Source organism: Yinghuangia seranimata (genome assembly GCF_029953285.1).
In the GTDB taxonomy this organism is placed as follows: Bacteria; Actinomycetota; Actinomycetes; order Streptomycetales; family Streptomycetaceae; genus Yinghuangia; species Yinghuangia seranimata.
In genome coordinates this window covers 394,224-407,063 of sequence record NZ_JASAOI010000010.1, presented here as the reverse complement: position 1 = coordinate 407,063, position 12,840 = coordinate 394,224, and the positions used below count along the sequence as shown (strand labels likewise).

Below are 12,840 nucleotides of genomic sequence, written 5' to 3'. Positions count from 1 at the left end.
GCAACCGGCGTCGGCGGCGCGAGCACGGCAGGCGGCGTGGCAGGCGCCCACGCCGCAGGAGCCGCAGCCGGGACCGCCGGTTCGGGTGCCGCCGCATCCGGCGCGGCCGGCGCGGGCGCGACGACCGCCGCGACGACCGCCGCGACCGGGACCGCCGCCGCGACCACGGCCGCCGTCACCGCCGGGCCGGTGCTGCTTGGTGTCGCCGCGGTGGCCGCAGTCGCGGTGCTGCTCGTCGTATGGCTGCGTCCGCACGACGGTTCAGACACCCCGCCGCCGCCCGCCGCGCCGACGTCGGTCGCCGCCGCCGCACCTGCCGCCGTGCCGTCCGTTGCCGACACACCGTCGGAGTCGCCGAGCCCGTCGCCGAGCACCGTGCCGCCGAGCCCGACCGAGTCGCCGAGCCCGAGCCCGACCCCCGACCGGGCCGCCGTCCTCGAACGCCAGCTCGTCGACCTGGTGAACGCCGAACGTGCGAAGTCCGGCTGCCAGCCGCTGCGCATCGACCCGAAGGTGCACGCCGCCGCCCAGCGGCACGCCGACGACATGGTCGCGCGCGGCTTCTACGACCACACGAGCCCGGACGGCCGCGGCCCGGGCGAGCGCGTCACCGCCGCCGGATACCGCTGGAGCGCCTGGGCCGAGAACCTCGACCGAGGCCGCTCCACCGCGGCCGCCGTGGTCAAGGACTGGATGGACCGCAGCATCCACCAGCAGAACATGCTCGACTGCAACCTCAAGGACACCGGCGTCGGCATCGCCCAAGGCCCCGGCGGCCTGATGTGGGTCCAAGACCTCGCCACCCACTGATCGAGCCAGAGCAGCAGCCCACCACCGCCACGCGCAACCAACCCGCGAAGGCGGCACGGCCGCCGGGTCCACGCGGCACCCGCGTACACGCGCGGTCAGCTGTCGGCCCGTGCGCGTCGTTCCCCGCGTGCCGCGCCCGCGCGCTCGGCTGATGCCGGTCGTCGGCATGTGGGTCCAAGACCTCGCCACGCGCTGAACGAGCCAGAGCAGCAGCCCACCACCGCCACGCGTAACCAACCCGCCGAACGCCGCGGCCACCGTGTCAGCAGCACGTCGTTGCGTGCCGCGTCGCCCGCTCCGCGGGGCGCTGACGCGGGTTGGCGTGCTGCCGCGCCGGCCGTTCGACTGGCGCACGCGCCGGCACCCCGGCCGTTGCCGTAACCGCTGCCCAAGGTCGCTCGCGTCGGGCGCCGCCGGCCGCCGCGTCTTTGCTGCGCGCTGCGCTGACGTGGCACTTCAGGTGGCCACGCGTGGTTCCCTGCGTGTGCCGCGCCGGAGTGCCCGGTCGTGGGAACACCGCCTGGGGCCGTCCGATACTCGCCGCGCTCCGCCGGCCAGGCCGGGCAGGCGCTGACACCGCCACGCAGCCGACGCGTCAGGCGTGACCAGGCCGCCGCATCGGCCAGCGCGTTGTCGCGTGCCTCGTCCGCCGCCGCGCGCCGTTGCGGATGGGCGCTGCCTGGCTGCGTGACGGGGCATCTGCAAGTGCTGCTGTGCGCTCGCGTTGGGCGCCGCTCGCCGTCGTGTCTGCGCGCTGCGCTGACGTGGCACTTCAGGTGGCCACGCGTGGTTCCCTGCGTGCCCCGCCGGAGTGCTCGGTTGTGCCCGGTCGCGTGAACCGCCTGGGCCGTCCGATACTCGCCGTGCCCCTCCCGCCACCGCCCTGCCCCACCACCTCGCTACCGCCCCGCCTCGGCAGCGCGCTAGCTCCCCGCGTCCGTACACGCCGCCCGTTCCGTTGGTGCGGTGCCCCCGTCGGGCCTGTCCTCTCGTCGTGTGTTCGGCTCGCTTGCCGCAGGTCGCCCGTGCCGTATGTCGCCTTCGCAGCCCCGGCCGCCGCGCTCGCAGACCCTCTCGTTCGCGCGGCCCTCTCGTCGGGGCTGCCTCAGCCGGCCAGGCGGCCCAGGGTGTAGATGACCAGACCCACCAGCGCACCGACCACCGTGCCGTTGATTCGGATGAACTGCAGGTCGCGTCCTACGTGGAGTTCGATCTTGCGGGAGGTCTCCGCCGGGTCCCAGGCCCGCACGGTGTCGGTGATCAGCGCGGTGATCTCCGTCCGGTACGTGGTCACGAGGTAGGCCGCGCCGTCGGCCAGCCAGCGGTCGACCTTGTTGCGGAGGCGGGGGTCGTCGGCGAGGCGGCCGCCGAAGACGCGGACTGCTTTCGTGGCGCGGGCGCGGAGTTCGCTGTTCGGGTCTTCCGTCGCCTCGACCAACATGGAGCGGGCCGCCGCCCAGGTGGAGGCGATGAGTTCCTGGATCTGCGGGTGGGCCAGGGTGCGGTCGCGGAGGCCTTCGATCTGGGCGATCATCGCCGGGTCGTGCTGCATGTCCTCGGCTGTGTCGGCGAGGAACTCGTCGACGGCGCGGCGGGCGGAGTGGTCGGGGTCGTCGCGGACCGCCGCGGCGAAGCGGACGAGTTCGCGGTGGACCTTGTTGGCGACGGTGCGGTCGAGGAACCGCGGCGACCAGCCGGGGGACTCCTCGGCGACGACCCGCAGGACCGCTTCGCGGTTGTCGACGAGCCAGTCGTGGGCCTTGTCGACGACGAGGTCGATGAGCCCGTGGTGCCCGCCGTCCTCGACGACGCGGCCGAGGAGCGCGCCGATGGGCTGGGCGACCTGCCGCGCGGACATGCGCCGGGTGAGGGCCTGCCCGAACACGGACTGCACGTCGTCGTCGCGCAGGATGGTCAGTGCCGCGCGCGCGAGCGCGGACAGTTCCTCGGTGACGCGTTCGGCGTGCCTGGGGTCGGCGAGCCAGTGCCCGAGGCGCCGGGCCACGTCGAGGGACGCGAGGCGCTTGCGCACCACCTCTGCGGACAGGAAGTTCTCGCCGACGAACTCCCCGAGGCTGTCGCCGAGCGCGTCCTTGCGGTTGGGGATGATCGCCGTGTGCGGAATGCGCAGCCCGAGCGGGTGCCGGAACAGCGCCGTGACGGCGAACCAGTCGGCCATCGCACCGACCATGCCGGCCTCCGCCGCGGCCTGGACGTAGCCGCTCCACGGCCCCGCGCCGCGCGCCTCCAGCCATCGGGCGACCGCGAACACGGCGGTGGCCAGGAGCAGGAAGCCCGTGGCGATGGCTTTCATGCGGCGTACGCCGCGCGCCTTCTCGAGCTCCGCCGGGGTCGGCGCGACGTCGTCCATGCTGCTCATTGTCGGTCCGCTTCCGCGCCGCGGCGGGGTGCGACATGGCGGTGCCGCGTCCCCGTGCCTGAGGTCCCGGTGTCCGTCAGCCCTTGTACGTCGACACCGGCTTCCCCGACTGCTCCTTCCCGAACGGCGTCCGGAGCCACGTGTCGTACAGCTCCTGCCAGCGCCCATCGGCGATCATCCGGGTGAGCAGCCCGTTGAGGAACCGCACGAAGTCGTCCGCGCCGTGGGCGACCGCCATCCCGTGCGGCTCGTCGGTGAACCGAGGGCCGACGACCTGCGTGTCGGTGTCCTGGGTGCCGAGACCGCCGAGCAGCGCGCCGGTGGTGGACACGGCGTCGACCTCGCCGCGCTGCAGGGCGACGAGGCAGTCGGTCCAGTTGTCCGCGGCGTACGTCAGGACGTTCTTGGCGCGCAGCGTGGCGATCGAGGTGGTGCCCCGGACGGTGCACACGCGCCGCCCCGCGAGGTCGTCGATGCTCTTCGCGGTCGAGTCGTACGGCACGAGCACGCGCTGCCCGTCGTCGTAGTAGTCGCCGCTGAACGCGACGTCCTGCTTGCGGGCGCAGGTGATGGTGAACGTGTCGATCACGAGGTCGACCTCGCCGCTCTGCAGCTTCGGGATGCGCTGCGCCTGGGTGATGAACTGGAAGCCGACGTGGCCGTCCTCGCCGAAGATCGCCCGGCCGACCGCCTTGGCCATCTCGATGTCGAAGCCGACGAGTTCGCGGCTGTGGTAGTCGATCGACGAGAAGAACTGGGTGTTCTGGTCGACGCCGACGATCAGCTTCTTGTTCGTGCGGTCGAGGATGCGCGCCATGGTGGAGCCCGGCGGCATGCTCCCGGGAGCGGGCATCGGGGACAGCGGTGTGAGGCTCTCCCTGGGGTCGCACGGCTGCGCGGCGACGACGGGCGGGTAGTCGGCGTCCACCGCGGGCACGGCGGCGGGCGGCCGCTTCGGAACGGGCGGCGCGGCTGCGGGGGGCGGCGAGGCGGTGCCGCACGCGCACGCCGCGAAGGCCAGCGCGAGCGCCGTCAACGTCGTGCGAAGTCCCCCTGAACCCATGCCTGCCATGGTCCGCCGGTGCCTCGCCGCGCGGCTACCGTGCACGCCGATTCGAGGGGTTTCCCGCACCGTGTCGGCAACCAATTACCGTACATAAGGCCGCAATCACGGGCCAATCCGCCAGGTTTCCTGTGTGTTTCCTGGGAGTTCGATCAGCTTTCCGAAACCGCAGCCGGTAGGCTCGCCCAGACGTACGGCTCGGTACGTCCGAGCGCGAGCGGGATTTGAGGTGGCCGTGACGCAACGGGGTTCCGAGCCGTGGCGTTTGCCGCGCGTGGACGAGGTCGAGACCTACGTCCCGCCCGGGATCGACACGTCCACGGCGCATCCGGCGCGCATGTACGACTACTTCCTCGGCGGCAAGAACAACTTCGCGGCCGACCGCGAGGCGGCCGAACGCATCCTCGCCGCCGCCCCCGAGGCGCACGCCGTGGTCCGCGCCAACCGCGACTTCCTGGGCCGCGCCGTGCGGTTCGCGGCGGCCGAGCGAGGCATCCGCCAGTTCCTCGACATCGGCACCGGCATCCCGACCGACGGCAACGTCCACGAGGTCGCGCAGTCTGTGCTCCCCGAGGCGCGCGTCGCGTACGTCGACAACGACCCCATCGTGCTCGCCCACGCCCGCGCGCTGATCGCGGGCGACCCGCGCGGCCGCACCACGTTCGTGCAGGCGGACGCCCGCGAGCCCGAGAAGATCCTGGCCTCGCCCGAGGTCCGCGACATCATCGACTTCGACCAGCCGGTCGCCGTCGTCCTCGCGATGGTCCTGCACTTCGTGCGCGACCGCGAGGACCCGGCCGGGATCGTCGCCCGGCTGCGCGCCGCGATGGCCCCCGGCAGCGTCCTGATCCTCAGTCACGTCACCTTCAAGACCGCCGCGTTGAAGCGCCTGGCCGAAGAGGTCTACGAGCGCGCCAGCGCCCCGGTGGTGCCCCGCACCCGCGAGGAGATCGCCGCCCTCGTGGACGGGTTCACGCCCGTGGAGCCGGGGCTGGTCAAGGTGACCCAGTGGCGGCCCGCGCCCGACGCCGAACCGCAGACCGCTCGGGAACTCGAGGACACGACGGTGTACGGCGTCGTCGCGATCAGGGACTGACCGTCGTCCCCGCCGACGCGCAGGCCGGCCCGCTCGCCGGGCTGCGCGTCCTCGACCTGTCTACGCTCCTCGCCGCCCCGCAGATCGCGGCGCTGCTCGGCGACTTCGGCGCCGCCGTCGTCAAGTGGGAGCCACCCGGCGGCGACCCGCTGCGCGCCATCGGCGCCCAGCGCGACGGCCACTCGCTGCTGTGGCCCTACATCAACCGCAACAAGCGGTCCCTCGTCCTCGATCTGGAAACCCCCGGCGGCATACGCGACTTGCGCCGGATCACCGAGCAGGTCGACGTCGTCGTGGAGAACCACCCGCAGACGGTGCTGCGCCGCTGGGGCGCGGACTGGCCGAGCATGCACGCCCGCAACCCCGGCCTCGTCATGGTCAGCGTCAGCTGCTACGGCGCCGACGGCCCGTACCGCGACCGGTTCGGCAACGGCTCGCTCGCCGAGGGCTTCGCCGGGCTCACCCACCTGACCGGAGAGGCGGACGGCCCGCCGACGCTGCCGTCCGTTCCGCTCGGCGACAGCCTGACCGCGCTGTCCGGCGTCATCGGCGTCCTGCTGGCCTGCCGCAACCGCGAAGTCCTCGGCGGGCAGGGCCAGCACGTCGACGTCAGCATGTACGAGCCGGTCCTCGCCCTGCTCGGCCCCACCGTCGCCGGCTGGGACCGTGACGGCGGCGCACCGCCCCCGGCCCGCACCGGGAGCCGCGTCCCCGGCGGCGTACCCCGCAACGTGTACCGCACCCGCGACGGCCACTGGATCGTCGTCTCCGGCACCACCGACCGCCAAGTCGCCCGCGTGCTTCAGGTCATCGGACAGGAAACCCCGGACAACCGTGCCCGGTACGGCACTTCGTCCGCCCGCCTCGCCGCCGCCGACGAACTCGACGCCATCGTCGCCGACTGGATCGCCGACCGGGACCGCGCCGACGCCGTCGCCGCGCTCGTCGACGCCCGCATCCCCGTCGCCCCCGTGAACGACCTCGCGGGCCTCGCCGCCGACCCGCACATCGCCGCCCGCGGCAACCTGCACACCGTCGACGCCGGCCCCGCGGGCCCCGTCCTCATGCCCGCCCCCGCGCCGCGGCTCGCCGCCACACCCGGCCGCATCCGCGCCCCCGGACCCGCCCTCGGCGTCCACGACGGGGAACTGCGCGCTGAGTTCGGCCTCACACCCGCGCGCCCGCAGGACGCCTGACGATCACGTCGCGCAGCCGCAAGATCACCCAAAGGCGATCAGCCGCCCCGATCTTCACCCCGATTTCGCGCGCATGTCCCAGACCGGTCGACGGAGCGTCAGTTTCCGTGCTACGCATGGCCCGGTAGCGCGAAACCGCGCCCGGACCCGATCCGGACACCAGCCCGGACAAGCGCCGGAGGACCGATGGACGAAAGCACCGTAGCCGCCGCCGTCGACGAACTCCGCCGACCCCTCCGCGCCGACGGCGCCGACCTCGTCCTCGTCCGCGCCGACCCCCGCACCGCACTCATCGAACTGCGCCTCGACCTCACCGCGGTCGGGTGCGCCGACTGCGTCCTGCCCCCCGACCGGCTCGCGCAGGTCGTCGAAGCCGTCCTGCGCCGCGACATCCCCGAAGAGTTCGAACTCGTCCTGCACGACCCGCGGCGGCCCTGAACCACAGGACCCGCCGCCGCGTCCGGCACCCGCCCCACATGCACGCACGCATCAGCCAGGCCTCAGCCACCGTCCCAGGCCTGTGCCAGGCAAAGCCCGCTCCCAGGGGGGAACCCAATGGGCACCACCACCAGCCTGCGGCCGCCGCTGCGCGTCCGCCTCCCGGTCGCCCGCCCGCCGGCCGACGTCGGCGCGCCCTCGTTCACCGTCGACGGCCCGCTCCGCGGCCGCACCGTCGGCCTGCGTCACGAAGGCTCGTGGCGTTCCTGGATGTTGATCGTCGACGAGTGGCAGCGCTACCTCCGCGACGACGGCGCCCGGCCGCACGTCCTGCGCGCCGAAGGCCGCGTCGGCGGCGAAGGCGAACGCACCCGCAAGAACGTCGCGGCGTGGGCCGAACGCGTCGACTGCGGCGTCAGCGGCCTCGGCACCTGCGGCTCCTGCACCTCCAACAGCGTCACCGATGCCGTCGCCCTCGAACGCCTGCGCCGGCCCGCCGTCGTCGCCGTCTGCCAGGAGTTCGAGACGCACGCCCGCACCATGGCGTCCTTCCTCGGCCACCCCAGCCTCAAGATCCTCGTCCTGCCCTACCCGCTCGAAGGCCGACCAGCGGACGACCTGCGCGACATCGCCGCCGAGTACTACCCGAAGTTCGTCGAGCTGCTGGGGGCGACACGGTGAACGGCAGGACCAAGACCGCGCGTTCCGAGCGTTCCGACGAGAAGCCCGGCAAGCCGGGCAAGGACAAGGCGTTCCGCGACGGCAACGACAAGGCAGACAAGGCCGACCGGCTCGGGAAGACCGGAAAGCCGGGCAAGGACGGCCGCGACGGCAAGCCCGGCAAGGGCGGCAAGGGCGTTAAGGGCGCCGCACACGCCGGACCCGGCTACCAGCTCACCGCCGAGACCCTCGACGTCGCCGACGACGGCGGGCTGGCACTGTACGAGGCGTCCCTGCACGGCGGCTGGGGCGACGGCGCGCCCGTGTTGGCCGCCACCGACGAACGCGTCCACGAACTCCTCGCCGCCACCCCGTACCCCGGCGACCACGTCATCGGCGCCCTGCCGCCCCGGCACGGGCTGGCCACCGTCGAACTCGTCGCCATCAACGCGGCGTTGGCGGGCGTCGAACCGGCCGGGTTCCCGTACGTCGTCGCGGCGCTCGAGGCACTGCTGGTGCCCGAATGGAACGCGCTCGCGCTGACGACGACCACCTCGAGCGTCACCCCGATGCTCATCGTCAACGGGCCGGGCCGCGACGAGCTCCGCATCGACTACCGCGCCGGCTGCCTCGGGGGCGCGGCGGGGCGCGGCTCCATGACGATCGGACGCGCCGTCGCCCTGTGCCTGCGCAACATCGGCGGCCAACGCGCCGGCGAGACCTCCCGCACCGTCTTCGGCCAGCCCGCCCGCTTCGGGCTGTGCTTCGGCGAATGGGAGGAACGCTCGCCGTGGCCGTCGCTGGCCGAACGCCGCGGGTTCCCGGCGGACGACGAGGTCGTGACCGTGCACGGAGGCAAGGGCGTGTTCCCGTTCGCCGACGTGAACAACGACCACCCGCGCGACCTCGCCCACGCCATCGCCAAGACCGTCGCGTTCCCGCTCAACAACTGGTACCTCGAACTGACCGGCGAAAGCGGCCAGATCGTCCTGCTGCTCAACCCGATGTGGGCCCGCCGGCTCGGCGAGGCCTTCCCCGAGGTCGAGGACTTCCAGACGTACGTGTGGCAGCACGCCTGGCAGCCCATCGACGTGTTCCGCCCCGGCAACGCGGAAGTCCTGCGACAGAAGGGCCGCGTCGACGACAAGGGCAGAGTGACCCTGGCCGCCCGGCCCGACCAGTTCGTGCCGGTGGTGTGCGGGGGACTGGGAGGACTCCACGGCGTCGCGCTGACGACATTCGTGCAGAGCGAGATGCAGAGCGTGGCGGTGGAGCGGTAGAGCGAGGCGGTTCGGTGTCCTTCTGCTTGCTGCGCGAGGACACGGCCAACGCCAGGACCACCAGGCCCGCCAGGCCGCACACGAAGGCGATGGCCGGGAGGACCCAGCCCATCACCGGGTTCTGCAGTTCGCGCCAGTCGCTGTCGACGACGCGGAACACGGCGAGGCCTGCCGAGGTCGCGCCGACGAGGGCGATCACGGCGTACCAGACGGCGTCGCTCGCCTCGCGCTTCGCGGGGCGCGGGGTCTCGACCGGGACCGCCGCGGGGAACGGCTGCGCGAGCAGCGTCGGGTCCGCGACGGGGGCGGTCACAGGGGCGGCCGCAGGGGCGGCCGGCTGGGCCACTGCGGCCGCCGTGGGGCGGGCCTTGATCAACTGAGGCTGGTCGAGCGGGCGTTCCGGGACGACGACGGTCTCGGCCGCCGCGCCGCGGTCCGGCGCGGCTTCGGGGCTGGTGGACGGCGACGGTATGGGCTTCTTCGTGACGACCGTGGGCGCCGCCGCTTCCGGTGCCGCCTCCGGGCCCGCACTCGGCGCCGACACCGGCTTCTTCGCGACCACCGTCGGAGCGGCCGGCTCCGCGGGCCTCTTGGCCGGCACGGTCGGCGCCGCGCCCGGGGCGGGTTCCGCCTTCTTGCCGTTGCCCGCGTTGCCGCGCCCCGGCCGGCCGACCACGACGGTCGGTGCGGCGGCCGCGGGTGTGGACGCCTTGCCGCCGCCCTTGGGGGCGGGCAGTGCGGGTGTCGCGACGGGGGTGGCGTCGTCCTCGTCCGGGTCCGCGTCGCCGGCCTTGTCCTTGTCGGCGTCCTTGCCCTCGGCGCTGCCGCCGGAGGGCTTGGGCGTGTTCTTGCGCTTGCCGTCCGCCTGCCGGGGGAGGGCCGGAGTGGCGACCGGTGTCGCGTCGTCGTCCGAGGACGCCTCGTCCGGCTCGGCCTTGCCGTCGGAACCCTGGACGGCGACCGAGACCTCGACCTCTACGGTCTCGGACTCGCCGTCCTTCCCCTGGCTCTCGCCGGCGTCCTTGTCCTTCTTCTTGTCCTCGCCCCCGGCCTTCGCGTCGTCGGGCGCGACGACGACAGCGGCTTCCGCGGTCTTGGCCTCGGAGTCCTTGGGGTTCTTGGGGCCCTTGTCGGCGTCGGCCGCGGGCTTGGTGCCCGCGGCGGCCTTGCCGGCCTTGGCGGGTCCGTCGGACTTGTCGGACTTGCCTGTCTTATCGGCCTTGCCGGTCTTGTCGGACGCACCGCCTGTTGACGGTGTTTTCACCGAGACCGCGTCGGACGCGGCCGCCGCCTTCACCGCGTCGGCGACCGCAGCGCGGAAGGGCTTCGGCAGCCAGCCCGTGTCGGTGGCGTCCTCGCCGTCGAACAGCTCGACGAGTTCGGCCGCGGTCGGCCGTGCGTCGGGGCGTCGGGCGAAGCAGCGGCCGACGACGTCCCGCAGGTCCTCGGGGAGTCCGTCGAGGTCCGGCGTCGAGCGCAGCACCTTCTGCGCGAGTTCGGTCTGGGTGCCGGGGCCGTACGGTTCGACGCCGCCCGCCGCGCACACCAGACCGGCGAGCGCGAACACGTCCGTCGGCGCGCCGACCGTGCCGCCGGTGGCCTGTTCCGGCGCCGGAAGGCCGGTCCGCGCGTCGGCGCCCAGCAGCGGCGGCACACCGAGGTCGGTGATCTGCGGCCCGTCGGCGGTCAGCACCACGACGGACGTCGCGAGCCCCTGGTGCGTGGTCTTGGCGGCGTGCACCGCGACCAGCGCGCGGGCCAGCGCCGAGCCGAGCGCGCGCAGCGACTCCTCCGGGAGCGGGCCGTGTTCGCGTACCGCGGCGTCCAGCGGGACCCCGGGCGCGTACTCGGTCACCAGCCACGGCGGGGTGCCGTCGGCGTCGGCGTCGAGGACGTGCGCCAGGTGCGGCCCGTCGACCTTCCGCACGGCGGCCATGTTCTTGCGGAACCGCTCGACGAACTTGGGGTCCGCCGCGAGGTCGGGCCGCACGAGCCGTACCGCGACGGGTCCGCCGTCGGCGGCCTTGCCGAGGAACACCGCGCCGAGGCGGCCCTGCGCCAGGCGCGCCGACAGGCGGTACCGGCCTACGACCCCTGGGTCGCCCGGCTTCAGCGCTTCCATCCGCCTGTCCTCCCGCACCCTCGCCGTCAGATCGCCAAGGCCCCGGCGGCCGCCGTGAACACAGGGCAAACGCGCAGGTGGGGTCCTTGATTGCTGGGCAGCCTACCGCCGTGCCGGGGTCGGAGGAGAGGGCTCGGGGCCCGGTTGGCAAGGCTGTTCCCGTGCTGTGACGAGGGACGGAGGTACGGACCCCCGGACCGGCGCCGCGCCGCGCCCGCACGAGGCCTTCGGCGAGTCGTTCGCCCGCCGCCGGCGACCCGACGGTTGCCGGGCGCCCGCGATGTGACGGACTGTCAGTCTGCGGCGTGCTGCCAGGCGCGGGAGATCCGGCGGTGGGCGGCCAGCATGTCGGGGAGGGCGGGCAGCGCGAGTTCGCCGCCGTCCACCAGGACCCGCCCGTTGACGACGGTGGTGTGCGCGCGGGCCGGGCCGCAGCGCAGCCACGCCTCGACGGGGTCGGTGTGGGCGCCGGCGAGCGCGACGTCGTCCATGTGCCACACCACCAGGTCGGCGGGCGATCCGACGCGGAGCGTGCCGAGTTCGGGGCGGCCGAGGCAGCGCGCCGAGCCGCGGGTGGCGACGTCGAGGACGTCGCGGGAGGTCAGCCCCGCGCCGGGCCCGTTCACGAACCGGCTCAGCGTGAGCGCGGCACGGGCCTCCAACCACAGCGACGCCGCGTCCGTCGACGCCGACCCGTCGCAGCCCAGCCCCACCGGCAGGCCGAGCTCCCGCATCCGTGTCACGCGCGCGGTGCCGTGCGCGATCAGCATGTTCGAGCTGGGGCAGTGCGCGACGCCGGTGCCCCACGCGGCGAGCCGGGCGAGTTCGTCGTCGTTCGGGTAGACGCAGTGCGCGACCCACGCCCGGTCGGATCCCCAACCGACGCGTTCGAAGTACTCGACGGGGCGGCAGCCGTACGTCTCCAGGCAGTACGCGTCCTCGTCGTGGTCCTCGGCGAGGTGCGTGTGAAGGCGGACGTCATGCGTTTCGGCGAGGGCGGCGGTGTCGCGCATGACCTCCTCGGTGACCGAGAACGGCGAGCAGGGCGCGAGCGCGATCCGCAGCATCGAGCCGGGCGACGGGTCGTGGTACGTGCGGATGAGCCGCTCGCTGTCCTCGAGCACCGCGTCGGGGGGCTGGACGACGCTGTCCGGCGGCAGCCCGCCGTCCCGCCGCCCCCGGGTCATCGAGCCGCGCGTGGGGTGGAACCGGAATCCGATCGCGCGGGCGGCGCGGATCTCGGCGTCGATCAGGTTCGGGCGCGGGTGGACGTACAGGTGGTCGGTCGAGCTCGTGCAGCCGCCGAGCAGGAGTTCGGCCAGCCCGACGTAGGCCGACACCTCGGCGGCCTCCTCGTCGAGCCGCGCCCAGACCGGGTACAGGCCGGTCAGCCAGGTGAACAGGGTCCCGTTCACGACGGGCGCGAACGACCGCGTCAGGTTCTGGTAGATGTGGTGGTGCGTGTTGACCAGTCCCGGAGTGACCAGCCGGCCGGCCGCGGAGACCACGCGGGCGGCGTCCGGCACCGGGTCCGCCGGGCCGCCGACCGCGCACACGGTTCCGTCCCGCACCGCGACCCAGCCGCCCGGGACCTCGATGCCGCCTTCCTCCCCGTCGTCCGACGCCGGGCCGGTCGCGACGACGAGGTGACCGGCGTCCTTGACGAGCAGGTCGGCGGGAGCGGGACGGTTCACGGCGGCCTCATTCCTCACGGGGACCTCAACGAGCCGGACCGCCTCCGGTGGCGCCCCGGTCGCCCGGCCGTGTCGCCGCCCGGGTCTTTGACCGGGCCCCG

9 protein-coding genes are annotated in these 12,840 nt (G+C 73.8%); 5 read left to right on the top strand and 4 right to left on the bottom strand.

What is annotated here, in order from left to right; all coding sequences use genetic code 11:
• Positions 1–810: CAP domain-containing protein (locus QI554_RS08020; RefSeq protein WP_281467422.1), on the top strand; the 810-nt coding region annotated here is incomplete at its 5' end.
• A 1,105-nt stretch (positions 811–1,915) separates the two neighbouring features.
• On the opposite strand, the gene QI554_RS08015 is transcribed toward QI554_RS08020, so the two are convergent.
• Both QI554_RS08015 and QI554_RS08010 read right to left on the bottom strand, forming a co-directional pair.
• Positions 1,916–3,181 (bottom strand): DUF445 domain-containing protein, encoded by a 1,266-nt coding sequence (locus QI554_RS08015; RefSeq protein ID WP_281467420.1) that lies wholly within the window; start codon positions 3,179–3,181, stop codon positions 1,916–1,918.
• Positions 3,182–3,266: 85 nt separating this feature from the next.
• Positions 3,267–4,253, bottom strand: a complete 987-nt coding sequence (locus QI554_RS08010; protein WP_281467418.1) for a glutamate ABC transporter substrate-binding protein — start codon at positions 4,251–4,253, stop codon at positions 3,267–3,269.
• Positions 4,254–4,527: 274 nt separating this feature from the next.
• On the opposite strand from QI554_RS08010, the gene QI554_RS08005 reads away from it, so the two are divergent.
• From QI554_RS08005 to QI554_RS07990, 4 genes are all read left to right on the top strand, one after another.
• Entirely contained in the window at positions 4,528–5,349 is an 822-nt protein-coding gene (locus QI554_RS08005; protein ID WP_281467416.1) for an SAM-dependent methyltransferase, read from the top strand.
• A complete protein-coding gene (locus tag QI554_RS08000) occupies positions 5,262–6,545 on the top strand; it encodes a CaiB/BaiF CoA transferase family protein (RefSeq protein WP_281467414.1) in 1,284 nt (427 codons plus the stop codon). Before QI554_RS08005 ends, QI554_RS08000 begins: the two co-directional genes overlap by 88 nt.
• Before the next feature lie 186 nt (positions 6,546–6,731).
• Entirely contained in the window at positions 6,732–6,983 is a 252-nt protein-coding gene (locus QI554_RS07995; RefSeq protein ID WP_281467412.1) for a NifU family protein, read from the top strand.
• A 117-nt stretch (positions 6,984–7,100) separates the two neighbouring features.
• Positions 7,101–7,664: a UGSC family (seleno)protein gene (locus QI554_RS07990; RefSeq protein ID WP_281467410.1), complete on the top strand. Its 564-nt coding sequence runs from the start codon at positions 7,101–7,103 to the stop codon at positions 7,662–7,664.
• A gap of 975 nt (positions 7,665–8,639) precedes the next feature.
• Here the strand turns inward: QI554_RS07990 and QI554_RS07985 are convergent.
• The gene (locus QI554_RS07985) at positions 8,640–11,045 is read right to left on the bottom strand and encodes a serine/threonine-protein kinase (RefSeq protein ID WP_281467408.1); all 2,406 of its coding nucleotides are present in this window, start codon (positions 11,043–11,045) and stop codon (positions 8,640–8,642) included.
• Between the two features lie 293 nt (positions 11,046–11,338).
• Complete coding sequence (locus QI554_RS07980) at positions 11,339–12,739, bottom strand: 8-oxoguanine deaminase (RefSeq protein WP_281467407.1); 1,401 nt, start codon at positions 12,737–12,739, stop codon at positions 11,339–11,341.
• Positions 12,740–12,840 lie beyond the last annotated feature (101 nt).

What these genes read in the sequence shown, in the direction of transcription:
- QI554_RS08010 (WP_281467418.1), bottom strand. Translation starts at nt 4,253, where the DNA reads ATGGGTTCAGGGGGACTTCGCACGACGTTGACGGCGCTCGCGCTGGCC.
- QI554_RS07985 (WP_281467408.1), bottom strand. Translation starts at nt 11,045, where the DNA reads ATGGAAGCGCTGAAGCCGGGCGACCCAGGGGTCGTAGGCCGGTACCGC.
- QI554_RS07995 (WP_281467412.1), top strand. Translation starts at nt 6,732, where the DNA reads ATGGACGAAAGCACCGTAGCCGCCGCCGTCGACGAACTCCGCCGACCC.
- QI554_RS07990 (WP_281467410.1), top strand. Translation starts at nt 7,101, where the DNA reads ATGGGCACCACCACCAGCCTGCGGCCGCCGCTGCGCGTCCGCCTCCCG.
- QI554_RS08015 (WP_281467420.1), bottom strand. Translation starts at nt 3,181, where the DNA reads ATGGACGACGTCGCGCCGACCCCGGCGGAGCTCGAGAAGGCGCGCGGC.